20 protein-coding genes are annotated in these 24,113 nt (G+C 62.0%); 6 read left to right on the top strand and 14 right to left on the bottom strand.

Translation table 11 applies throughout. The annotated features are described in order from the left end of the window. Window positions 1-137: 137 nt before the first annotated feature. From lon to nrdR, 9 genes are all read right to left on the bottom strand, one after another. Complete coding sequence (gene lon / locus LLY24_RS06090; RefSeq protein WP_259035394.1) at window positions 138-2,579, bottom strand: endopeptidase La; 2,442 nt, start codon at window positions 2,577-2,579, stop codon at window positions 138-140. A gap of 121 nt (window positions 2,580-2,700) precedes the next feature. Next, on the bottom strand, window positions 2,701-3,954 hold the full coding sequence (locus LLY24_RS06085; protein ID WP_259035393.1) for a DUF945 family protein: 1,254 nt from the start codon (window positions 3,952-3,954) through the stop codon (window positions 2,701-2,703). Window positions 3,955-4,124: 170 nt separating this feature from the next. Further along, window positions 4,125-4,598: a phosphatidylglycerophosphatase A family protein gene (locus tag LLY24_RS06080; protein WP_259035392.1), complete on the bottom strand. Its 474-nt coding sequence runs from the start codon at window positions 4,596-4,598 to the stop codon at window positions 4,125-4,127. Further along, entirely contained in the window at window positions 4,595-5,575 is a 981-nt protein-coding gene (gene thiL / locus LLY24_RS06075; protein WP_259035391.1) for a thiamine-phosphate kinase, read from the bottom strand. Before thiL ends, LLY24_RS06080 begins: the two co-directional genes overlap by 4 nt. 24 nt (window positions 5,576-5,599) lie before the next feature. Beyond that, a complete protein-coding gene (gene nusB / locus LLY24_RS06070) occupies window positions 5,600-6,106 on the bottom strand; it encodes a transcription antitermination factor NusB (protein WP_259035390.1) in 507 nt (168 codons plus the stop codon). Further along, the gene (gene ribH, locus LLY24_RS06065; RefSeq protein WP_259035389.1) at window positions 6,103-6,591 is read right to left on the bottom strand and encodes a 6,7-dimethyl-8-ribityllumazine synthase; all 489 of its coding nucleotides are present in this window, start codon (window positions 6,589-6,591) and stop codon (window positions 6,103-6,105) included. Before ribH ends, nusB begins: the two co-directional genes overlap by 4 nt. A 3-nt stretch (window positions 6,592-6,594) precedes the next feature. After that, window positions 6,595-7,761 (bottom strand): bifunctional 3,4-dihydroxy-2-butanone-4-phosphate synthase/GTP cyclohydrolase II, encoded by a 1,167-nt coding sequence (gene ribBA, locus LLY24_RS06060; RefSeq protein WP_259035388.1) that lies wholly within the window; start codon window positions 7,759-7,761, stop codon window positions 6,595-6,597. 43 nt (window positions 7,762-7,804) lie between these two features. Further along, on the bottom strand, window positions 7,805-8,971 hold the full coding sequence (gene ribD / locus LLY24_RS06055) for a bifunctional diaminohydroxyphosphoribosylaminopyrimidine deaminase/5-amino-6-(5-phosphoribosylamino)uracil reductase RibD (RefSeq protein WP_259035387.1): 1,167 nt from the start codon (window positions 8,969-8,971) through the stop codon (window positions 7,805-7,807). Then, entirely contained in the window at window positions 8,968-9,483 is a 516-nt protein-coding gene (gene nrdR, locus LLY24_RS06050; RefSeq protein WP_259035386.1) for a transcriptional regulator NrdR, read from the bottom strand. Before nrdR ends, ribD begins: the two co-directional genes overlap by 4 nt. Before the next feature lie 212 nt (window positions 9,484-9,695). Between nrdR and LLY24_RS06045 the strand changes: the two genes are divergently transcribed. The 3 genes from LLY24_RS06045 to LLY24_RS06035 all read left to right on the top strand — a co-directional run bounded on the left by LLY24_RS06045 (window position 9,696) and on the right by LLY24_RS06035 (window position 14,021). Continuing rightward, window positions 9,696-11,462, top strand: coding sequence for a sugar phosphorylase (locus LLY24_RS06045; RefSeq protein ID WP_259035385.1), 1,767 nt, complete (start codon window positions 9,696-9,698; stop codon window positions 11,460-11,462). A 45-nt stretch (window positions 11,463-11,507) separates the two neighbouring features. Beyond that, window positions 11,508-12,335 (top strand): thiol:disulfide interchange protein DsbG, encoded by an 828-nt coding sequence (gene dsbG, locus LLY24_RS06040; RefSeq protein WP_259035384.1) that lies wholly within the window; start codon window positions 11,508-11,510, stop codon window positions 12,333-12,335. Window positions 12,336-12,419: 84 nt separating this feature from the next. Next, on the top strand, window positions 12,420-14,021 hold the full coding sequence (locus tag LLY24_RS06035; RefSeq protein ID WP_259035383.1) for a methyl-accepting chemotaxis protein: 1,602 nt from the start codon (window positions 12,420-12,422) through the stop codon (window positions 14,019-14,021). 57 nt (window positions 14,022-14,078) lie between these two features. Here LLY24_RS06035 and LLY24_RS06030 read toward each other — a convergent pair whose 3' ends face one another. The 5 genes from LLY24_RS06030 to LLY24_RS06010 all read right to left on the bottom strand — a co-directional run bounded on the left by LLY24_RS06030 (window position 14,079) and on the right by LLY24_RS06010 (window position 19,607). Then, entirely contained in the window at window positions 14,079-15,299 is a 1,221-nt protein-coding gene (locus LLY24_RS06030; RefSeq protein WP_259035382.1) for a glycosyltransferase family protein, read from the bottom strand. After that, window positions 15,292-16,170, bottom strand: a complete 879-nt coding sequence (locus tag LLY24_RS06025; RefSeq protein WP_259035381.1) for an HAD-IIB family hydrolase — start codon at window positions 16,168-16,170, stop codon at window positions 15,292-15,294. The genes LLY24_RS06030 and LLY24_RS06025 overlap by 8 nt, the downstream gene beginning before the upstream one ends. A 465-nt stretch (window positions 16,171-16,635) precedes the next feature. Beyond that, on the bottom strand, window positions 16,636-17,418 hold the full coding sequence (locus tag LLY24_RS06020) for a class I SAM-dependent methyltransferase (RefSeq protein ID WP_259035380.1): 783 nt from the start codon (window positions 17,416-17,418) through the stop codon (window positions 16,636-16,638). A 95-nt stretch (window positions 17,419-17,513) separates the two neighbouring features. Then, window positions 17,514-18,416, bottom strand: a complete 903-nt coding sequence (gene folE2, locus LLY24_RS06015; RefSeq protein WP_259035379.1) for a GTP cyclohydrolase FolE2 — start codon at window positions 18,414-18,416, stop codon at window positions 17,514-17,516. A gap of 369 nt (window positions 18,417-18,785) precedes the next feature. Then, window positions 18,786-19,607: an HAD family hydrolase gene (locus tag LLY24_RS06010; protein WP_259035378.1), complete on the bottom strand. Its 822-nt coding sequence runs from the start codon at window positions 19,605-19,607 to the stop codon at window positions 18,786-18,788. A 175-nt stretch (window positions 19,608-19,782) separates the two neighbouring features. Here LLY24_RS06010 and LLY24_RS06005 point away from each other — a divergent pair, with 175 nt between their 5' ends. The 3 genes from LLY24_RS06005 (at window position 19,783) to gpgF (ending at window position 24,043) form a co-directional block, all read left to right on the top strand. Next, window positions 19,783-21,723, top strand: coding sequence for an exoribonuclease II (locus LLY24_RS06005; RefSeq protein ID WP_259035529.1), 1,941 nt, complete (start codon window positions 19,783-19,785; stop codon window positions 21,721-21,723). Window positions 21,724-21,885: 162 nt separating this feature from the next. After that, window positions 21,886-23,007, top strand: coding sequence for an N-acetylglucosaminyl phosphatidylglycerol synthase (gpgS, locus tag LLY24_RS06000; RefSeq protein WP_259035377.1), 1,122 nt, complete (start codon window positions 21,886-21,888; stop codon window positions 23,005-23,007). Next, on the top strand, window positions 22,991-24,043 hold the full coding sequence (gene gpgF, locus LLY24_RS05995) for a glucosaminyl phosphatidylglycerol flippase (protein WP_259035376.1): 1,053 nt from the start codon (window positions 22,991-22,993) through the stop codon (window positions 24,041-24,043). The genes gpgS and gpgF overlap by 17 nt, the downstream gene beginning before the upstream one ends. Window positions 24,044-24,113 lie beyond the last annotated feature (70 nt).

Genomic DNA, 24,113 nt, shown 5'->3' with positions numbered 1-24,113 from the left:
TGCCGTCGCGCTCGAACGCCGCTTCGTGCACGTTCGTGCGTTATACCGCAAACTTAACCAAAATGAGCCCATGCTTAGCGCTAAAAAAAGCGCCGCACTGAAGGTCAGTGCGGCGCTATGTTTACATTAGAATTAGGTTATTTAGAGAAGACGACGTTGGCCACGTCCTTATAGCGGTGGGCAAAATGAACCGTCATGCCCTCTTTGAGGTAGTCGGGAAGCTCATCGAAGTCGCGGCGGTTGGCTTCGGGCAGGATGACCTCGAAGATTTCGCTGCGCCGGGCGGCGATGACCTTTTCACGAATGCCGCCTACGGGCAGCACCTGCCCCGTTAGGGTGAGCTCGCCGGTCATAGCCAAGGGCCGCCCGATGGCTTGTCCTTTGGCCAACGACAGCAGCGCCGTGGTCATGGTCACCCCGGCAGAGGGGCCATCCTTGGGCGTGGCGCCTTCGGGAACGTGAAGGTGGACGAAGGCTTTGTCGAAAAAGTCCGCCTTGGCGCCATACTCCTTCAAGTGCCCCTGGACGTAGCTATAGGCGATATTGGCCGACTCCTGCATGACGTCGCCAAGCTTGCCGGTGAGCTTGAAACCGCGATCGAGGGTATGCACCTTGCCCGCTTCGATAGGTAGCGTCGCCCCGCCCATGGAGGTCCAGGCAAGTCCTGTGACCACGCCCTCGCCCTTGAGCACTTTCTCCTTGCGAAACATCGGGGCACCCAGGTACTCCTCGAGGTTTTTCACCGAGATCTTGACCGTTCGAGCCTCCTCTTCCAGCAGTTTGACCGCCGCCTTGCGCACGATGCGGTGCAGTTGCTTCTCCAACTGACGCACCCCGGCTTCGCGGGCATAACCTTCGATGACCTGCTTGAGCGCCGCATCGGAGAGGTTGATCTGCTGCTTGGAGAGGTTGTCGCGTTTGAGCAGCTTGGGCCAGAGGTGGTGCTTGGCGATCAGAAGCTTCTCTTCGGCAATGTAGCCAGAGAGCCGAATCTGCTCCATACGATCGAGAAGCGGCCCAGGGATCGAGTCCAGCGTATTCGCCGTGCAAACGAAGAGCACCTTGGAGAGATCCATACGCACGTCGAGGTAGTGATCGAGGAAATCGATGTTTTGCTCGGGGTCGAGCACTTCGAGCAGCGCCGAGGCGGGGTCGCCCTGGAACGACTGGCCGAGCTTATCGATCTCGTCGAGCATGATCACTGGGTTTTCGACCTTGACCTCTTTGAACGCCTGCACCAGCTTGCCCGGCATGGCGCCAATGTAAGTGCGCCGATGGCCCTTGATCTCCGCCTCGTCACGCATGCCGCCGACCGAGAAGCGGTAGAACTTGCGCCCCAGCGCCTCGGCAATGGAGCGGCCTACCGAGGTCTTGCCCACCCCGGGCGGGCCGACCAGTAGCACGATGGAGCCGCCCACGTCACCCTTGAACGCGCCTTCGGCGAGAAACTCGACGATGCGCTCTTTGACGTCTTTCAGGCCGTCGTGGTCGCGGTCGAGCACCTTACGCGCATGCCCCAAATCGAGCTGGTCCTCGCTGGTAACGCCCCAGGGCAGCGAGGTGAGCCAATCGAGATAGTTACGCGTGGTGCCATATTCGGGCGAACCGGTCTCCAATACGCTGAGCTTGTTGAGTTCTTCGTCGAGTCTCTCTTGCACGTGCTCGGGCACGGTCAAGGTTTCCAAGCGTTTGCGGAAGGTATCGACGTCGTTTTCACGATCGCCCTTGGAGATGCCCAGCTCGCGCTGAATCACCTTCAACTGCTCGCGCAGGAAAAACTCGCGCTGACGCTCCTGCATCTGGGCGTTGACCTGCTCGCTGATCTCGCTTTGCAGCATGGCCACGTCGATCTCTTTACGCAGCAGCGGCAGTACTTTCTGCATGCGTTCGGCCACCGGCAAGGTGGTTAAGACATCCTGAAGCTCTGGCCCCTTCGCCGAGGTGATGGCGGCTGCAAAATCGGTCAAGGGCCCCGGCTGGTGGGGGCTGAAGCGGTTGAGGTAGTGCTTGAGCTCTTCGCCGTAGAGCGGGTTGATCGGCAACAGCTCCTTGATGCCGTTGATGATCGCCATGGCGTAGGCACGCGTCTCTTCGTCCTCGGCGTCTACCGGCTCCTTGGGGTAGGTGACTTCGACCAGATACGGTGGCTCTTTGGAGAGCCACCGTTGAATTTTGAAGCGCTGCATGCCCTGGGCGATGAACTGAATCTGCTGCTCTTCGCTTTTCAGCTTGTGTACCTTGACCGCCGTACCGATCGCTGGAAAGCCTTCGTGATCGAGCGAATCGATGCCTTGTTCACCGACAAAAGCAACCCCGATGGTATGATGCGGCGTATTGCCGACCCGGCGCATGGTCTCTTCCCAACGCTCACGGTTGATCACCAGCGGCTGCACCTGGGCGGGGAAAAAGGGGCGGTTGTGAATGGGCAGAAGATAGATGCGCTCGGGCAGCATCTCGCTGGCGGGTACGAGTGAATTTACCTGTTCGCCGTCGGAGCGATAGTCGTCGTTCTGCGAGGCATTGTTACCGGCGTGCCAGCCGTCGTGGTCTGTATCGTGATCGAAATCGTGGTCGCTCATGCGCCCTCCATGGAGTGTACGGCGGTTTACACCGCGCGGCATGATCCATGGAATGTGGGCAAACACGGCAAAGTTCAACCCTCACGCCCATGCCTTTAGAGACAGGCGCGTGCGCTGCGCACTATGGCAGTAGCGCTGGCAGCGGGCGACCATTGACCCGCCACTGGCCCTGAACGATATCGAACTGCAGCTCCTTGGTGCCCAGCGGCAGCCCTAGCCACAGCGCCACCACCGGCGGAGCATCGTGCCAGATGAAGTCGCCATCCAGGCGGCGACGCCAGCGCGCCTGTTCTGCATCGTCGCCAAGCTTAGCGGCATCGAGCGCTTCCAGCCGCCGTGCATCGAAGAAGAGCGCGCCGTCGGCGGCAAGCTCAATGCCCAGAAGCGGACTATCAAGCGTTAGCGTCGATACGTCCAGCCGCGGCGAGTCCTTGAACAGCTCACGTAGGTTGGGCGCCAAGCGCGCCAGCAACCCCTCGGCCATGGGCATGCTGTCATCACCCCAGGCAGCCTCCTGGCGCAGCCGCGTAATGATGCCGCGTACCGCATCGGCATTCAGGCGCGAAAGCTCCATCTCGGCGTGGCCACGCAGCAGCGGCGTTTCCGGCGCCTCGGAGGGCACTAATACGTCACCCAGCGTGAGCTCGCCATTGATGCGCAGCTCCTGCTCGTCGAGGGTGGTGCGGCTAATCACATCGATGGGCGCGGCGCTCAACTCGAAAGCCGGATAGACCAGATTCAGGGTATCGATGGTGAGGTGATCGTACTGACTGAAGTGATAGGCATCGTCGATGTAGGTGTAGCGGCTTTGCAGGGTCGTCGGCCCCAACGTCAAACTCGATAGGCCATCGGTAAGCGTTAGTCGATCGAGCATGAGGCGCAGCCGCCAGTCGCCAAAGAGACCTTCCAAGCGCACGCGCGCCCCCTGGACTTCGAGTTCGCGACCGTTTTGCTGAATGATGAAAGGCGCAAGCGACAGGCGCAGCTCGCTTTGCCCGCTCAAGGTATGATAGCGCCCGTTCCAGCGCGGAATGGAAGGTGCGCTGACCTCGCCCACGGCGCGCTGTAGCGCTGAATCCAACAGCGGCAGCAGCGTGCCTTCGACATCGGTACTCAACAGCCCATGACGGGCGTGATAGGTCAACTCCAGCCGCCAAGGGCGCCCCAGAAGCGGCGAAAGCAGTAGCGTGCCGTGGGAGTTGAGCCAGCCCTGGCGGTTATCGGTTCGCGTTACGCGCCATTCGCCGCGGGCTTCGAGATCTTCGAGGGCCTGAGTCAGGCTGCGCTCGAAGAGGATGCTGGAGAGCAATTGGGCCGCCATCCAAAGCACCGCCAGCGTCGTAAGGATGGGGACGATCAGACGTTCCTTGCGCATAGCCGCTCCCGCTACTTTCGAGGTGGGCCGCGCCGCCCCCCCCCAACGTTGTCGAAATATCCCACCGCAACACCTTCCTTGTGGCATCGCGCTAAGGAGTCGCTATCAAACCCTATTCCCTACCTCACTTCAACGCTATCAACCGCACCAGGGGTCGATACCGCATCTGGTCAATGTAGCCAGTACCACAGATGCAGCGTACTCCAGGCGTAGATGCCCGCCATGATGTCGTCGATCATGATGCCAAAGCCCCCTGCCACACGGCGATCGGCCCAGCGAATCGGCCAGGGTTTGAACACGTCGAAGATGCGAAAGACCACGAAGCCCCAAAGCGCCGCCTCCCAGGAGAACGGCACGGCGGCCATGGTCAGCCAGTAGCCGACGAACTCATCCCAAACGATGCCCGAATGATCGTGCACCCCAAGGTCGTGCGAGGTCTTGTCACAGAGCCAAACGCCAACGATGAAGGCAACGAAGACCAAGCCGAGATACCATCCCAATGGCAGATCGGCCATCAGCCAATAAAAGGGAATGGCCGCCAGGGTACCAAAGGTACCCGGTGCCCAAGGCACGGTTCCACTACCAAGGCCGAAGGCAAAAAAGTGCGTGGGGCGTCGCCATACGCTAGCCGGAGCTCGATTCATGGCGCCTCCCGATGAAAGTGTTGCCACCCGGTACGCACACCGGCGGGTACGCCGGTGAGGCCGAGAGTATTCGTACAGCGGCCAATGGCGGTCAGCGTCATTCCCTGCGCGCTCAAGCGCTGGCAAGCCGTCGACCACTGCGTTGGGGGCAGCGCAACCAGCAGTTCGTAGTCGTCTCCCCCGGAGAGCGCAGCCGTACGCGCGGCCTCCTCCCCCAGCGCTTGCTCGAGCCCCTCGGCCAAAGGCAGCGCGTCGAGCTCGAGTGCGGCACCTACCTGGGAGGCCTTAAGCAGGTGAGCGAGATCGGCCAAAAGACCATCGGAGATATCCAAGGCGGCGCTTGCAAGCCCGCGCAGCGCGCGCCCTGCAGCCAAGCGTGGCTCGGGAAGCAGATAACGTTTCAGCAGCGGATGCGCTAGATCGCGCTCGCCGCGCTGCCAAAGTGCAAGCCCCCCGGCACCCCCGCCGAGCGCCCCGGTTACGGCCAAGATGTCGCCCGGACGTGCCCCGGCGCGGGTTAGGGCGTCATTGCTTGGTACCTCGCCCATCACCGTCACGCCGATGGTCAGGGCCCCACGCGTCACGTCGCCACCGACAAGCGCAGCACCATGACGCGCGCAGAGGGCATGAAACCCCTCGGCGTAGTCGTGAAGCCACGCTTCAATAAGCGCATCGTCGGCGTCAGCGTGCCCTCCAACCTCGTTCAGCGTCAACGCCATCAAGGTCCAGCGTGCGCTGGCGCCCATGGCGGCCAAATCGCTCAGGGCCACTGCCAAGGCGCGGTGGCCGATCGCCCGCGCAGGCGCATCAGCAGGAAAGTGAACGTCGACCACCGAGGTGTCGACGCTCACCACCAGCTGCTGGCCGGGAGTTGGCGTGAGCAAGGTGGCATCGTCACCAACGCCCAGCGCTACGCCGTGGGTCGTATCGGCTGCACGGGTGAAATAGCGCTGAATCAGGTCAAATTCGGCTAGCACGAAGATCCCTTAACCCAGCGCCGCTCAGCGGCGACGCTCAGCGCTGACCTCAGCGCTTCTCAAGCGAATGGCCAGCTTATCGAGAATGCCGTTGACGTACTTGTGGCCATCGGTAGCGCCAAAGGATTTGGCCAGCTCCACGCCTTCGTTGATCACCACGCGGTAGGGAACTTCCATACGGCGTGACAGCTCGTAGGCACCCAAACGCAGGATGGCGAGTTCGATGGCGTCGAGGTCTTCGAGGCGACGATCCAAAAGCGGCGAAATATCGCGATCGAGCTCGCTCTTGAACCGCACGGTGTTATGCAAAAGCTCGTGGAACAGCGCCTTATCGGCGATCTCCATGACCTTGGCCCAGTTTTCGTGGGCTTCCAGGTCGTCGTCCGGTAGCTGGCTTCTGAACTCGGCTTCGATGGTGGTGATGGTCTTGCCGGTCATCTGCCACTGATAAAGTCCCTGTACCGCCAGCTCGCGCGCAGCATGGCGCGCCTGCTGGGCGGCGGAGGGCTTGCGGGTGCTGCGCTCGCTCATGACACCTCTCCTGAGGAGAGCGCGCGCAGCAGAGACACCATTTCCATCGCGGCCATGGCCGCTTCGGTGCCCTTGTTACCGGCTTTGGTACCCGCGCGCTCGATCGCCTGCTCGATGGATTCGACCGTCAGCACGCCGTTGGCGATGGGGGTCTCGAACTCGAGCTGGAGATTATTGATCGCCGCGTTGCAGCCGCCAGCCACGTATTCGAAGTGCGGCGTGCCGCCACGAATGACCGCCCCAAGCGCAATGACGGCATCGGGCTTGACGGTTTTCAGCACGCGCTTGACCGCCAGCGGCAGCTCCCAAGCACCGGGAACGTGAACGATATGGACGTTGTCGGGATCGACGCCGTGGCGCACCAAGCTATCGACGGCGCCTTCCACCAGGCTATCGACCACGTGATGGTTGAACCGACCAACGACGATGACGTAGCGGCCATCGACATCCACGAATGAGCCTTCGACTTGAGAAAGGGATTGCATGATCTATTCCTGCTGAGAAAGAGGCGCTTGCTGCGCGCTATCGGGAATCTTGCGCTCGACCACTTCGAGACCGAACCCGGAAAGCGCGGAAAATTTCCAAGGCGAGCTAAGCAGCTGCATCTGACCTACGCCGAGGTGGCGCAGAATCTGCGAGCCGGTGCCAATGGTCAAGTAGTTACCCGAACCGTCGGAGTCGTTGCCGCGGGGTGTGGCCACGCGGTCGAGAAAGACATCGAGCTGCTGTTTGAGATCCTGGCGCGGACGCCCATCGTCGAGCAGCACGAACACGCCACTCTCGGCGCTGGCGATCTCGGCCAGCGCGCGATGCGCGTCCCAACGTAGGTCATCGCCCTTGAGCATGCCGAGCACGTCGCGCAGGGCATCGGCGACATGCACGCGTACCGTCGTCGGCACATTGGCCTTGGGCTCGCCTTTTACCAGGGCCAGATGATGGGCGCCCTGAATACGATCTTTGAACACGTGCAGGACGAACTCGCCGTGCACGGTGGTAAGCGGCGTGGCTTCGAGATGATCGATGGTCTGCTCGTTGACGATGCGGTAGTCGATCAAGTCGGCGATGGTGCCCATCTTCAAGCCGTGCTCGCGGGCGAAGGCCTCGAGCTCGGCACGGCGCGCCATACTGCCGTCATCGTTCATCACCTCACAGATCACTCCGCTCGGGTCGAGCCCGGCAAGTGCAGCGAGATCGCAGGCCGCTTCGGTGTGCCCAGCCCGACGCAGCACGCCGCCGGGCTCGGCCATCAGCGGAAAGATGTGTCCCGGCTGGACGATGTCGGTCGGTTTGGCGTGCGGGGCGACCGCCGCCTGTACGGTGCGCGCGCGATCGGCCGCAGAAATGCCCGTGGTCACGCCCTCGGTCGCTTCGATCGACAGGGTGAACTTGGTACCAAAGCCCGAGCCGTTGTCGCGCACCATGAGCGGCAGATTGAGCTGCGCACAGCGCTCGCGGGTCATCGGCAGGCAGATTAGCCCACGCGCATGACGCGCCATGAAGTTGATGTCCTCGGCACGCACTTTTTCGGCGGCCATAATGATATCGCCTTCGTTTTCTCGATCCTCATCGTCCATGAGGATCACCATCTTGCCCTGGCGAATATCGTCGATCAGCTCGGCGATGGGAGCGATGCCCCCGGAAGCGGAGTGCGCCATGGAGTCTCCAAAAAAGTAGTCGCAGTGGATGCGATTTCGCGCGTCAGGGTACCTTGCTATCGACGCTCGCGCTAGTCGGCAGCGGGGTCGCGATGATTCGCCAGTCGCGCCCGACGGCGCGCATGTCGTTGACGCACAACCGCCGCTGGTCGGCCATGCGGGTAAGCCCAGGCAGCGCAAACAGTGGCCGGGCCTCGCCGCCCAATAGCGTTGGCGCGACGAACAGCTGCAGTTCGTCGACAAGCTCGGCGTCGAGCAAAGCGCCCGCCAGCGTCGCGCCCGTCTCGACCAGCAACTCGTTGACCTGCTCGTTTTTCGCAAGCCACGCAAGCACATCGCGCAACGCGACGCGGCCAGCAGCGTCGCTCGGCATCACCTGAATCTCGGCGCCCGCCGCTTCGAGCTTGCGGCGTTTCTCCGCGCTGTGCTCTTCGGTAGTCAGCACCAGCGTACGCCCCGGCTCGCTCAAACAGGCCGCCGCCAGGGGCAGCCGCAGGCGCGAGTCGAGAATCACCCGAAGCGGTTGGCGGATGACGATCTCATCGGCGTTATCGAGGTTCAACTGCTCGGCGCGCAGCGTGAGCCGCGAGTCATCCATGATCAGTGACTCGACCCCGCTCAGGATGGCGCTCGAGCGCGCACGCAGGCGCTGCACCTGGGTGCGCGCTTCGGGGCCGGTAATCCACTGCGACTCTCCCGAGCCCATGGCGGTGCGGCCATCCAAACTCATGGCCATTTTGAGACGCACGAAGGGGCGGCCATCGCGCATGCGGGCAATGAAGCCTGGGTTGAGCGCGCGCGCATCGGCTTCCAAAAGACCTACCGCCACCTCGACTCCCGCCTCTTTCAGCATGCGGATGCCGCGCCCGCTGACCTGTGGATTGGGATCGACCATGGCCATCACCACTCGCGCGACACCAGCTTCGCAGAGCGCCAGCGCGCACGGGCCAGTGCGGCCATAGTGCGAACAGGGCTCGAGCGTGACGTACGCCGTGGCGCCGCGAGCCTTCTCGCCAGCGGCATTAAGGGCATGAATTTCGGCGTGGGGTTCACCCGCGCGCAAGTGCGCGCCCTCTCCCACCGCGTGCCCCTCACGAACGATCACGCAGCCAACCCGCGGGTTGGGATCGGTGGTGTAGAGGCCGCGCTCGGCGAGCTTGAGCGCGCGCGCCATATGGCGGTGATCGTCGACGCTAAAAACGGGGCTCATGAGGCCGAGCCTTCTTCGGGTGTGGCACGAGAAGCGGCCCCCGTGGCCGCGTCGCTTTCCGGCTCTTTGGCCAGGCGGTCGATCTCGGCGCGAAACTCGTCGAGGTCTTGAAACTTGCGGTAAACGGAGGCAAAACGAATATAGGCGACCTGATCGAGGGTACGCAGCGCGCGCATGACGGCTTCGCCGATTTCCCGAGCGTTGACTTCACGCTCACCGCGCGCGCGCAGCGTCTGGCGGATCCGCTCTACCGCGGCTTCGATCGCCTCGGCACTCACGGGGCGTTTTTCCAGCGCGCGCAGCATGCCCGCGCGCAGCTTGGCTTCATCGAAGGTTTCACGCGAGCCGTCGGACTTGACCACCCGGGGCATCACTAACTCCGCCGTTTCATAGGTGGTGAAACGCTCGTGACACTGGGCACATTGGCGCCGACGGCGTACTTGGTCGCCTTCGGCAACCAGACGCGAGTCGGTTACGCGGGTATCTTGGGCACCACAAAAGGGGCAATGCATATCGGGTCAACCTGTAGTGTCGTCACCTGTTTCGTTGGCTCGATCCGTTTAGCGCGAATCAGCCGCAAGAGCGGCATTGATCTAACATTGTATCCATATGGCACACAATCTGCAGCGTTTAACCGCGTCGTGCGTGATACGCCCGCGTATCACGCCCTTCAACGCCCCTTTTATAACGACCTTTTATAACGACTCTTTTATAAGGACAGGTGATGGCCTCTTTCGACCAGACCGTTTTCGACTACCTCCACCACCTCTATGGCGAACGCGCAGGCGAAGTGCAGCGCCGCTTTACCCAGCATCTGAGCAACTTTCGCAGCGCCTCGCCAAGCTCCGCGTTAGATGACACAGGGGAGAAGCGCCGCGCACCGACTTGGAGCGAGAAGGATCAGTGGGTCATCACCTATGGCGACTCGATCATCGACGGTGAGCGCGCGCCGCTGGCCGTACTCGACGATTTTTTGCGTCAGCGCCTGGGCGAACGCATCAGCGGCGTCCACGTGCTCCCTTTCTTTCCCTGGAGCAGCGACGACGGCTTCTCGGTGATTCACTACCGTGAGGTCAACGCCGAGCTCGGCGACTGGTCACACATCCGTCACCTCGCCTCGCACTACGACCTGATGGCAGATTTGGTGTTGAATCACGTCTCCCGCGAGTCGCTATGGTTCGTCGACTACCTGAGCGGCAGCCTTCCCGGGCGCGACTATTTCATCGAGGCCGACCCCGATACCGATGTTTCCCAGGTGGTGCGCCCACGCAGCACGCCGCTGCTGGTCCCGGTCTCGACGCGTCGCGGCACGCGCCATCTGTGGGCGACCTTTTCGGAGGACCAGCTCGATCTCAACTTCGAAAACCCGGACGTGCTGCTCGAGTTCGTCGGCATTCTGCTCTTCTATCTTCAGCAGGGCGTGCGCATCGTTCGCCTCGACGCCGTGGCCTTTTTATGGAAACGGCTGGGTACCGCCTGCATCCATCTGCCAGAAACCCACACTGTGGTGCGCCTTATGCGCGCCATCGTCGACGAGGTGGCCCCTGGAACGCTGTTGATCACCGAGACCAACGTGCCTCACGCTGAAAATATGAGCTACTTCGGCCTCGAACGCCTGCCTAAAGGCGCGCCCGACGAAGCCCACATGATCTACCAGTTCCCCCTGCCACCGCTTTTGCTGCACACCCTGACCCGTGGCGAAGCGACGACGCTGCAGCGCTGGCTCGAAAGTCTGCCAGTACTGCCTGAGCAGTGCACCTACCTGAACTTCACCGCCAGCCACGACGGTATTGGCGTGCGCCCGCTGGAGGGTTGGCTTCCCGATCACGAGCGTGATGCCTTGCTCGAACTGATGCACCGCTTCGGCGGTTTCGTCAGCATGCGCAGCAACGCCGACGGCACCGACACGCCTTACGAGATCAACATCACCTGGTTCGAGGCGATGCGTGGCACGCGCCGCGGGCCGGATCCGTGGCAAAAAGCGCGCTTTCTGTGTAGCCAAGCCATCATGCTCACGCTCCAGGGCATTCCTGCGCTCTATTTGCACTCATTGACCGCGACGCTCAACGACGTCGAGGGCGTGGAGCGAAGCGGGCGCTTGCGCTCGATCAACCGTCGCCGCTGGCAGTTCGACGAGTTGGCGCTGCTGCTCGATACGCCGTTCACGCCGACCCATGACATCTTCGGCGCCCTGTGTCGGCTACTCGAACTACGCCGCGAAGAGCCCTGCTTTCACCCTCGCGCGGCCCAGCGCGCGCTGCCCGCGCCAGCGGAGCTTCTCGCCATCGAGCGTGGCCCGCTCACAAACGGTCGGCGTCTTTTGGCGCTCTTCAACGTCACCGATCGCCCCATCGAGCTCACCGAGACGGGCGAGGCCGTAAGCGAAATGCTTAACACCCACACCTGGCAGTCGCTCGACCCAAACCTCGACTGGGCCGCCCAAACGTCGCTGCCGCCGTATGCTATCCGCTGGCTCGTTGCAGCAGCGTGATACGCTTGACGGCGACGCCACAGGATGAATACCCAAGGAGCGGTGATGCAAGAAGCGAAAACACAGCAAACAGTGATAAAAGCGGTTATGGAGAGAGCAGCGATAAGGCGCACCTGGCCCGCGCTCACACTGCTCTGGATGGTTGGCAGCAGCGTTGCCGAAGAGCCGCTGCCGCCGCCCATCGAGGCGCTAAAGCACCAAGGTATCGAAATCTACGGCGCTTTCGATGCCCCCAGCGGACTCACCGGCTATGGCGCCCTCGACCAGGGGCGCGAAACGGCGGTTTACCTGCTACCTGACGGTGAACACGCCATCGTCGGCACGCTTACGGATGCCAATGGCAATGACGTAAGCGCGAATGAGCTCGATACGCACCTGCGCGTACCACTGGAAGCCGAGACCTGGCGCCTGCTCGAAGCGAGCCACTGGATTCAGGATGGCGACCCCGAAGCCCCTCGGCTCGTCTACCTTTTCACCGACCCCAACTGCCCCTACTGCCGCGAGTTTTGGCAGCGCACGCGCCCCGCCGTTGCCGAAGGGCGCTTGCAACTGCGCCATATCATGGTGGGCTTCATGGCGCCGCAAAGCCCCGCTCAGGCGGCCTCGTTGCTGGCCGCCGAGGACCCCGAAGCGGCGCTCAACGCGCATGAAAGTGGTACACCCATCGAGGCCAGCGCCCAGCCGCGCGCCATCGAAGAGCAGGTTTACCACAATAATCAGCTCTTCGATGCGCTGGGCCTGCATGCCACCCCAACGCTGGCCTACCAGCGCGAAACGCCGACGGGCTTACGTATCGTGCGTATTCAGGGGCTCCCCGATGCACCCGGTTGGGAGGCCATGATCGAGCCCGTGGACGAAAAAAATAATAATTAGGAAAATTAGCCTAAGGTCTTCTTGCGTTCTGCCGATATGCCAGAACTTGCACGCGCCATTCCGGCGTAATGATAAAGGAAGACCATGACGCGATTGACTACCAACCAACGGCTCTGGAGTACGCTCGGCATCATCTGGGTGGCCATGCTGATGCTGGTCGGCTGGCTCGCCTGGGAGAACCGCCAAACCATCGAGAAGGAGCGCCGCACCAGCATCGAGCATGTCGTTACCGGACTTGCCAGCCAGCTCGAGGCGCTGGCACGTCGCGAGCTGGCTGGCGAGTTGAGCCTCGAGGACGCCCAAACGCGGGCCATAGATGCCTTGGCCAACATCAGGTTCGGCCAAAACGAGTACGTCTTCGCCTTCGATGATGACCTCAAAATCGTCTCACACCCTAACCGTCCGGCCGGTGATGACATGAGTGGCTACGTCGATGCGGGCGGCGCTCGGCTTTATCACGACTTTCTCGCCGCCGCCCACAACGGCGGCCATATCGACTACTACTCACGCCGCCTGAACGGTGAAGAGCAGTCGCCCAAGATCGGCTATCTCGGCTACCTTCCCCAGTGGGGCTGGGCCTTTGGCGCCGGAGTCTACGTCGACGATATCAACACCGAATTTCTGCATAACCTGCTGCGCGCCTTCATCACCCTGCTGATCATCGGTGTGCCGGTATCACTATTGATGGGCTGGGTGATTCGCGACGTCTCTCGGCGCCTAGGCGGCGACCCGCGCTACGCCGCTAGCGTCGTACGCCATATTGCCGATGGCGACTTGACCCGCGACACCCACCTTTCGGCCAACGACCGCGCCAGCCTGCTGTTCGACATCGAGCGCATGCGCGAGAACTTAGGCCATACCATCGGTGAAATTCATCACGGCGCCGACCAGGTCAATGGCGCCGTCGAGAGTATTGTCGGCGTTAACCAGGAGCTCTCCACGCGCACCGAGCAGCAGGCCGCCTCACTAGCCGAGACGGCATCCAGCATGGAGGAGCTGACCGCTACGGTGCAGCAGAATGCCGAGCACGCCGACCACGCGCGCAAGCTCGCTACCCAGACTGCCGAGAGCGCCCAGCGCGGCAACGCCGCCATGGCATCGGTCATTCAAACGATGGCGCAGATCAACGAAAGCGCGAGCAAGATGACCAGCATCATCAACACCATCGATGCCATTGCGTTCCAAACCAACATCCTGGCGCTCAACGCCTCGGTGGAGGCTGCCCGCGCGGGCGAACAAGGCCGTGGCTTTGCCGTTGTCGCCAACGAGGTACGCCAACTGGCTAGCCGTTCGGCTTCGGCCGCGCAGGAGATCAAAGGCCTGATCGAAGCCTCCGATACCCAGATCGACACCGGCACTCAGCAGGTCCGCCAAACGGGCGACACTATCACCGCCATGGTGGACGACATTCACCAGCTGAGCACCTTGGTGAAAGAGATCTCGGCGGCGACCATCGAGCAGAGTAATGGTATCGAGCAAGTCAATCTCGCCGTCACCCAAATGGATCAGATGACCCAGCAAAACGCGGGGCTGGTGCAAGACAGCAACAGCGCGACGCAGTCGCTCTCTCAGCTCAGCCAGGCGCTTCGCCAGCGGGTCTCCCATTTCCGCATCCAGCGCACGGCGGAGGGTTATCCCTCGCCCTCCCTTCCCGCCCACGCGCCAAAACGGCAGGACGAGTTCTAAGAAGGTTTTGGGCTCAAGGTCTAAGGCTCAAGACCTAAGCCTCGCCTCCCCCGCAGGCTAGACGTCGCCACGATTATCCTGCTCGACAGCGTCGTGCATGCGGGTGAGCAGATCCGGAATGGCCGCCTGAACCCGGTTCCAACTGGGCATGAAGGGGCGCTCGCGGGGGTTATCGAGAAACAGGTTGCCCGCTTCGAGCAGGTTGCCCGCAAACAGCTCGACCGCCTGCTCTTCGCTATGGCGGTCGAGGCTCAATCCGTTCATGGTGGCATCGTGGTCGTAGGCTTCGATAAGATCCAGCGCCATGCGGTAGTAGGTCGCCTTGAGCGTGCGAAAATCCTCGCAGCTGAACGTCACGCCCTGGGTCGCGAGCTTGCGATAGAGCGCCTTGGCGATATCCAGGCTCATGCGGTTCAAGCCACCGCTGGGATCGGCTTCGCTGACCGGCTGGTGCTTGTGGTCGTAGGCGTCGGCGATATCCACCTGGCAAATCTGGCGGTGCGAATAGTGGCGCTGCAGCTCCGATAACACCCCAATCTCAAGCCCCCAGTCCGACGGCAAGCGGATGCCCTCGAGCACGTCGCTGCGCATGGCGAACTCCCCCGACAGCGGGTAGCGAAAGCAGTCGAGATACTCAAGATACGGCAGCGGGCCAAAGACGCTTTTCAAAGCGCGCAAAAGCGGCGTCACCATCAAACGCGATACTCGGCCATTGAGCTTGCCGCCGGCGATGCGCGGGTAATAGCCCTTGCTGAAGCTATAGTTGAAACGCGGGTGCGCCACGGGATAGAGCAGCCGCGCCAGCATGCCGCGCTCGTAGGTGACGATGTCGCAGTCGTGCAGGGCCACCACGCTCGAGCGCCCCGACGCCAGCAAGTAGCCCGAGCAGTACCAGACGTTGCGCCCCTTGCCCGCCTCGAGTGCCCCCAACCCTTGCGCCTCTAGTTCGCTATCCAGCGCGCGCAGGCGTGGGCCATCGTTCCATAGGATGCGCGTATGCTGCGGCAGGCGCGCAAAGAACTCGCGGGCAAAGAGAAACTGATCGCGATCGGCACGATCGAGGCCGATGACGATCTCGCTGAGATAGGGCACCTGGGTCAGCTCATCGACGATGGCCGACAGCGCTTTGCCCTCTAGCTCCGAGAAGAGCGATGGCAAAATCAGCCCCATCGGCCGCCTGTGCGCGAACTGGACAAGCTCGGCTTCTAGCGCATCGACCGGGCGCCGGGTAAGGTTGTGAAAATCGGTGATGATGCCGTTTTGATGAAAGTCACTCATGTAAGGCTTCCTCGCGTGCACCCCACCAGTGGGTGACTCCCTCCGCCCAGCCCTCGGGGCCGCTAGCGTCGGTATAGTAAACGTGGGTGTGGGCAGGGCGAACCACGAGATCGTGGCGCCCTTTGATGACCACGGCGTGGTCAACGGCTTCGAGCATGGAAAGATCGTTAGGGCCATCTCCTAGCGCCAGCGCGCGCGGCACTTGCCCGCGCAAACCGGCAAAGCGCTGGATCAGCCAGGTAACTGCCCTCCCCTTATCGGCATGGCGCCCCATGGCGTGCCAGAAACGCCCACCCTGGGTGCACTGCAAGCCGTCACCTTCGAGCGCTTGGTGCAGCGCTTCAAGCTCAGCATCGCCTCCCCGCCATACGAAAGGCTCACTCCCTTCGCGCTGTTGCGCCTCACGCGCCCGGCGCTCATCGAGCCCGGTCAGCGCCATGACGTCAGCTAGCGACATCTCGCCCATGCGGGTGAAATCGAGCCCTAAGCGTTGGCGCCATATATCCAGGCGGGCGCGAATGAAGGCGACATCCACCCCCATGTGCTTGATCACGACACCATCGCGCGCGTCGCCGGGGCGATCGAGCCGGGGGTGGCACCAGCCGGGAGGCAAGCCGATCACCGCGCCGTTTTCAGCAACGAACGGCGTGGCCGTTAGGTTAAGGGCGCGGCGCAGCTCGCCAAGCTCGGCGCGGGTTTTGCTGGTGACGGGAACCACCGGAATACCTAGCGCTTTCAAGCGCGCAAGCCAGGGGAGCGCTGGCGCGGCATTGTAGCTGTCATGGTCCAGCAGCGAGCCGTCCAGGTCGGTGAGCACGAGCCGAGGCTCGAGGGCCGGATCCCAGGCGGCCAAAGAAACGGGATGGGGCATGGCGTGATCTCGTCCGTGATGGTAGCGCGAAGACGCTGACGATTCGCCGTCGGCCTTCTGCTCTTAGCCTAGCCATAAGCAGGTTATGTGCCAGCTTGATCAAACACGGCGTTAAGCACGCGCTCAGCGACGAGATCGGTACGCCATTCGACAGTAGGGAGGATGTTTTATAAACCCTCGCCGGAATTTTGCACCAACATGGTTCAGCAACTACGCCGCACGAGGCAGGCGCCGGGGATTAGGCAGTGAGATTAGGGGGAGTAAAAAACGACGCTAAAAAAATAGCGCCATTTCCTTGGCAAATGGTGTTCAATAGCTATACTCAAGTTGTACCCATTGACATGCCTGTTTACCCCCTCACCTGATGTCAATGGGCTGCAGTGAGCCAAGCCCTTACGCCCGCCCTCCCCCGGCGGGCTTTTTTATGCGTAGCGTTTGCTTAGTGGCCTTTCATGGCCATACGCCTTACTTAAGCGTTTTTACCGCCTTTGCCGCCTTGGGTTCGGCGACCATGACGTAGTCGGCGCCGTGGCTCAAGCCTCCTTCGATCTCGATATGCTCAAGCGCGCGGCGTTCGAGCTCGTCGGCGTGATCCAACATGGCGCGGGCGAGCTTGCGATCGGCGACGATCTCCATACGCTGGCGACACATCGCCATCTGGCTTTGAACGAATTTCTTGCCGTAGCGAATGGGAAAGCGCTTGACCTCGAGCAAATCGAAACCCGCCTGATCCAACTGCCGCTCGACCCAGCTTGCGGGGTATTCACGGTAGGTACGCTCTCCGGCCAACAACAGGCAGGCATCGCGCAAGCGACCAATCTCGACCACCAATCTTCCGGCAGCAGTCGTGGCGTTGAACGGCACATAGGGCTCGAGGCCGACCAAGTAGAGGCGCTTTTTGGTTAGCCTGCGCAAGCGCGGAAAGAGCTGGTCCTGCCAATAAGGCGCAAAACCATCGATGGCGCCTAGCAGGTAGTCTGCCAACACCGTATCGAACCGCTCTTCGCCCAAAAAGCCAGACGCCTGCCAGTTGCCCAAGAGTAGGCGGTCTTGAGGCCGCTTCTTCTCCTTGATGGCACGCTCGACGCTGAGCGCCATGCCCTCGGCGCCGGTGACCGCCGTCCAGCTTTCGGTATCGAGACCGCTCACCCAGCTGATGGAGTTGACGCCGGTACCGGCATCGAGAAAGGTGCCCCAGGGGCGCTCACCTTGAAACGTTTCGATATGTTTGAAAAGTAGAGAAGCCAACGACCATATCCTTGAAAGCGTAATGAACGTTTTGTTACGAGCGTCGCGTGATCAACGCATCATATCCAACTAGGCAGCTATTCCAAGGCCCTGCACTAGACGTCGCTGGCCCAGGCAACCGCATCGTGCGCGTGCAGGCTTTCGAGGTGCTCGACATTGACTGCAAGGTTGGCGTACCGTTCACCCAGCGCCTGCCGCAGACGCCGCGCGGCATCCTCGACGAACATCAAGTTGCTGCCGTTCAAGGCGGCAAACGCCTGTTCGTCGGCACGTTTGACGGCGGTTTGCACTGGCGTACCCAGTGCCTGTTCGATACGCTCGATCAGCATTAGTAGCCCAAAAGACGGCGTCGCAGTGTCGACGTCTACTTCGACGTGGGCGTGGCTGCGTTGGCTATGCGGCGTGGCCAGGGTGGCGTGGTCCTTGAGCCAGGCGGCCACGCTCTCACGCTCGGGGTGGGGGTGTTCGGCAAAGGCGTCGAGAAAGGCGCGCTCGAGAAGCTGGCGTGACAGCGCCGCCGAGCAGGGGCAGGTCGATGAGTAGGTCACCGTTACCCGCGCCCGCAGCGTGAGTTTCCCCTCCATGAGCTCGGCGTGCAGGTGCACGGGATAGGCTTTCCACCCCGCGAGCCCCTCGGAGAGCAGCGCGAAGCGCCGCACCAGCAGCTCGAAGGACAGCATCAAGCGCGCGCCGTTGGTTTCGCAGTCGCGATGCGTCGCGATCATATCGTGCAGCGTGCGCTCGAGCAGCCCAGGCGAGAGCGCCACCTGGTCCGCCACGCCATCGAGCAAGCGGTAAAGGCGCGACATATGGATGCCCTTGATATGCCGCGCGGGCAAATTGACCTGCGCATCCACCTTGGCCTGTAGCGCCCGCATGTAGCCAGACTCTTCGATGAGAATCGGCAGGTCGATGTTCTGCATGCCGACCCACTCAAGCGGAGTCAAGCTGGGGGCGGTTTCCGAGGTGGAAACATCGGGAAGTACAACAGCGTTCATAGAGGCGCTCGCGTTAGCAAAAATCAATCACGTTATATCATAACATTCTGATCCGCGACGCATGCAACCCTGGTTACCGCCCACGCCCTGGTAATAGCGCTCTAGTGATCCAGTGGCAGGTAGGCGGTTAGCCGTGGTCAGTCAAGCGCTGGACGAACACAGCGTGAGCAGAAACAAAAACCAAAACGCCCCGCTATCGCGGGGCGCTGATGAATTCGTCGACCATCCGTGGCCGAATGCTGTGCTAAGGCTTCCGTGCCAACGCTTTTCCTGGTGCATCCAAGGTTGCCTATACATGATGGCAGATAGCGCAAGATCTTGCTGTAAGCATTTGCCGCTAAATTTTGTAAGTAAATGCTTACACACGCATCATATTGGTGCAGGCAAACCAAAACGCTCGCGTAGCAGCACGGCAACGGCAGCGTCACCGTGGTGACCAATCTGGCGCGCAGCGTTCAAGCGCACCGCCATTTCCGGGTGGGCGTTTTGCATGAAGTGCGCTTCACCCACGAGGCTCAACATTTCGACATCGTTGAGGTTATCGCCAAAGGCAAGGCATGCCTCTGGCGCCACCTTGAGGCGTTCGAGCAGCGCCGACAGCGCCACGCCCTTGTTGACGTTGGCGGCCATGATTTCGAGCGAGTCGCTGGTCGAGTAGGTGACATGCAGCGCATCACCGGCGATCTCACGAATCAGCGTTTCGATCTCGGCAAGCGCCTCGGGCGAGCCGCCATACAGCACCTTGCCAATGCCTTCGGTTGGCATGCGCTCAGGCGGCACCACGTCATAGACGAAGCCGGTGGAGGCGTGCATGTCTAAATATGAGGGCTTGGCGGCGTCGATCAGCCAAGCGTCATCCAGATAGAGACTCAAACGAACGTTAGCCGGGCGTGGCAGATCGATCAGCGCGCGCGCCTGCTCTGGCGCGACGTGGTGCGCGGCCAGCAGGCGGTCACTAGGATCGTGAGTATAGGCCCCGTTACTGCTGATCATGTGGATAGGCACGTCGAGCTCGTCGCGAAACACGCGCATGTCGGCATAGTGGCGGCCCGAGGCCAGCACTAGCTGATGCCCCTGGCGTACCAGCGTTCTCAGTACGTCGATGGTATCGGCGTGCAGGCGATGATCGCGCCCGAGCAAGGTGCCGTCCAAATCGGAAACAATCAGCCGTGGTGTCGTCTCGTTTTTCATCGTGCCTTATCGCCCTGCCGTATCCGTTTCATCGTTATCAGCTTAACCGATTCATCGCGTGGCGGGTACGTTCGACGCCCATCGCCAACTTATCCACGAGCAATTGGCGCGGCTGGCGGGAATCCGTATAGTGGCACCCTACTCTTTCCCACAGACCGATTCCAACGCCGACCTCATGCTGCAAAACAACTCCCTGCTTGCCCAACTCAAGCAACAGATCCGTGAACAGACTCCACGCGCCGAAGGCGTCATCAAGGCGACCGAAAAAGGTTTCGGTTTTCTCGAGACCGATAGCGGCGACTCCTACTTCGTGCCGCCGCCTGCGATGAAGCAGGTGCTTCATGGCGACCGCGTCGAAGCCGTCATCCATGAACAGGGCGATAAGAAAAGCGTCGAGCCCGAGCGCCTCATCGAAGCAGGATTGGATCGCTTCGTGGCACGCGTGCAAAAGCGCGAAGGTCGGCTAGCCGTGGTGCCCGATCATCCGTCGATCAAGAACGTGCTCAAGTCACGTCTTAAGAACAGCTTGAGTGATGACGCCATCGGCGATGGCGACTGGGTCGTGGCGCGTCTGGTACGCCATCCGCTCAAGAAAGACGACCGTGGCTTCTTCGCCCAGATCGACGAGCTCGTGGCCAAAGCCGACGACCCTGCCGTGCCTTGGCGGGTGACGCTAGCGCGCCACGCGCTGGAGCAAGAGTGCCCCGACGCCGGCGACGACTGGCCTCTGCGCGAAGAAGGACTGACTCGCGAAGACCTGAACGCCTTGCCCTTTTTCACCATCGACAGTGAAAAGACCCGCGACATGGACGACGCCCTGCACGTGGTCGCACGCGAACAGGACGGCTGGGAGCTGACGGTCGCTATCGCCGATCCTACCGCTTATGTAGAAGAGGGCCACGCGGCGGATCTGGAAGCGCGTACCCGCGCCTTCACCGTCTACCTGCCGGGTCAGAACGTCACCATGCTGCCCGAGCAGTTGGCCGACGAGCTCTGCTCGCTGTGGGAGGGTCAGGAGCGTCCGGCGCTGGCGTGTACGCTCACGGTCAACGCCGACGGCAGCCTCGGCGACTACCGCTTCTTTGCCGCCAATGTCACCTCGCACGCCAAGCTCGCCTATGACCGCGTCTCTGATTGGTTAGAGGGTGCCGGTGAGTGGACACCGGCAGAGGCCATCGCGCCTCAGCTTCACGCCTTGCGCGACATGACCCTGGCACGTACCGCTTGGCGGGAAGCTCACGCGCTGGTGTTCAAGGATCGCCCAGACTACGTCTTCGATCTAGACGAAGCGGGTAACGTCCTGGCCGTGCGCACCGAGGAGCGGCGGATCGCCAACCGCATGATCGAAGAGTCGATGATCGTAGCCAACGCCTGTTGCGCCGACTTTCTCGCGCGCCACATCGGGCACGGTATCTTCAACGTTCACCGCGCCTTCGAGCCAGAAAAGGCCGAGGCGGCGCAAGAGTTTCTGGCCGCCCAACAGATCGAGGTGGAGCGCGAAGCACTCACCGAGCTCGAGCGCTACAAGGAGCTCAAGCGCGCCTTGGAAGAGCGTGATGATGCCTGGCTCGATGCGCGTCTGCGTCGCTTCCAGGGGTTCACCACCATGTCGGCGCAGCCTGGCCCTCACTTCGGCCTGGGGCTTGCCGCCTACGCCACCTGGACCTCGCCCATCCGTAAGTATGGCGATATGGTCAACCACCGTCTGATCAAGCGCGTGCTCAAGGGCGAGCAGGCACCGGCCGAGGCCAGCGAAGCACTCACCGAGCAGCTCACCGAACGCCGCCGCCTGAACCGCATGGCCGAGCGTGACGTCAAGGACTGGCTCTACGTGCGCTACCTGACCCCGGCGGCCCAAGCGCAGCAAGCCTTCGACGCCGAAATTCTGGCGATCAACCGCGGCGGCATGCGCGTGCGCCTAGTGGAGAACGGTGCCACGGCCTTCGTTCCCGCGCCTTTGATGCATAGCGACCGCGACAAGGTGGTGATCGACGATAAAGAGGGGCGCATCCAGATCGAGGGCGAACCGCGCTTCAAGCTGGGCGACCTCACCCGCGTGGCACTTACCGAAGCGCGTGAAGAGACGCGCTCACTGGTGGCCAAGCCTAGCATATAAGGCATCACCGCTTGGCAGTGCCTGTATAACGGCGCTCTTCGAGCGCCGTTATACGTTGACGCGAGCCAAAAAACAGGCGCCACACTAAGCGCAATATTTTCGTCAAGTTGCCCCATTTCTGATCTATGGTGAAAGCAAGATCCAAAGGCTTTGGAGGCTTGCTTGCATATCGCCGACGTCACCATGTTCCACGCCCCCGCAAGCGGCGGCGTGCGCACTTATCTTCAAGCCAAGCATCGCGTGCTTGGGCGCTGTCCGGACATCCGTACGAGCCTGCTGGTGCCCGGCGCCGAGCGCGACAGCCTGGGCGATGTCCATACCCTGCCCGCACCCCACTTGCCCTTGGGCCAGGGCTACCGCTTTCCCGTACGTTCTGGCCCCTGGCGGCGCGCGTTGATCGATCTCAAGCCCGATCTGATCGAAGCGGGAGACCCTTACGTTACCGCTTGGGCGGCACTCTCCGCGGGCCAACAGCTAGGGGTTCCGGTGGTGGGCTTCTACCACTCCGATCTGCCCCGCCTGATGGGGGATCGCTTTGGCACTTACGTGCGCAAGCGGCTCATACGCTACGTGGTCGATCTTTATTCGCGCTTCGATAGCGTCTTGGCGCCCTCCCAGACCATGGCCGACCGGCTTAGGGACTGGGGCGTGAGCGAGGTGCGCGTTCAGCCGCTAGGGGTGGATCTGGAACGCTTTCATCCGCGCGCCCGCGACGGCGAACTGCGCGCCTCGCTGGGTATCGATCCCGGCAAGCGGCTTTTGATCTTCGTGGGCCGTTACTCGCGGGAAAAGAACATCGGTATGCTGCTCGCCACCATGCGCCAACTGGGGCCCGACTATCATCTGCTATTGATCGGCCCCGGTATGCCGCGTCAGGTGCCAAGCAACGTCACCGTGATCGACCGCTGCTGCAATGCCCACGAGGTCGCTCGGGCGCTCGCCAGTAGCGATGCCATGCTCCACGCAGGTACCCGCGAAACCTTCGGCCTCGTGGCGCAAGAGGCCATGGCCTGCGGCATTCCGGTAATCGCGGCCAACATCGGCGCGCTCTCCGAGAACGTACCGCTGGGCGGCGGCATCTTGTGCCAGCCTCGCGACCCCGCCGCCATGGCGGCCGCTTGCCGTGCGCTATTCGACCGCGACATTGCCGCAAGCGGGCGCTACGCGCGGCGCCACGTCGAGAAAAATTTCAACTGGGACAAGGTGATACTCGACTTGAAAGCGCACTACCAAAGCCTCTGCTCCTTCGATGCACTGCCGGTTTCGCATGCGCATAGCAGATAAACCGAGCGTAACACCGAGGGCGACGCAGAAGGCCAAGCACAACGCGTGGCGACGCGGCGTCCTTCAGGTTCTCTTCGTTGCACTCGCGCTATCGGCACCGCTGGCGCTAACCCACTGGCTGGGCGGAGAGGATGCCTGGCAGGCGCTGGCAACGTTTCCGCTCACTCTGCTGGTGGCCATGTTTGCCTTGGCCGTGGCGTGCTGGAATCTCAATGCCTGGCGACTCCGGCTGCTCTTGGCGGGGCGCGCGGGCTCTTTGAGCCAGCGCAGTGCGCTAGGCATCGAGCTTGCCTCCAAGTGCGCGCTCTGCGCCACGCCCGGCGGTAGCGGCGGCCCGGCGGTGCTGCTGACCCTACTGGCACGACGCAACCTGCCGCCCTCCAAGGGCGCCGGCATCTTTTTGATCGACCAGGCCTTCGACTCGCTCTTTTTCATCAGCCTGTTAAGCGGCCTGGCGCTCTATACGCTCAGCGTGGACACCGGCTGGCCCTATCAGCGCTTGATTCGCTGGTCGCTTGTCGCGTTGACGCTGGTGATTGCACTGAGCATCGTCTGCCTGTGGACGTTTCCACGCTGGCGACTGAGGCGGCGTGGTACGCGCTTGCTGCCGCCGCGCCTGGGGCGCACGCTGGTGCGTCACGGGCTGCGCTGCCGCCAGGCGCTGTTGCGCACGCTTGGCTTGCCCAAGCGCACGCTCGCCATGGTGGCGCTACTCACAGTGCTGCACTGGTGCGCCCGCTATAGCCTGCTTTATCTGGCGGTGCGCGGCGTAGGCGGACATATCGATTGGCTATGGACGTTCTTCACTCAGATGCTGGGCATGGCGGCGAGCCAGTTCAGCTTTCTACCCGGCGGCGCGGGAACCGCTGAGATTGGCGTTAGCGCGCTCTTGGTGCCCTTTCTCTCCACCGCGCAAATCGCTGCGGCGGTACTGATCTGGCGGCTATTTTCTTACCATCTCTATCTACTGGTTGGGGCGCCGGTGCTGCTGTGGTTCGGTCTGCGCCGCGAACGTTCTCACACTACTTCGACGTAATGCGTGCCATCCCATACGCAAGAAGCACCCCGAAGGGTGCTTCTTGGTCTTACTAAGCGGATATGACCCG

This window comes from Halomonas dongshanensis, from assembly GCF_024790395.1.
In the GTDB taxonomy this organism is placed as follows: Bacteria; Pseudomonadota; Gammaproteobacteria; order Pseudomonadales; family Halomonadaceae; genus Vreelandella; species Vreelandella dongshanensis.
The sequence above is the reverse complement of the archived record's forward strand: the minus strand, read 5'-3'. Positions and strand labels throughout refer to the sequence as shown.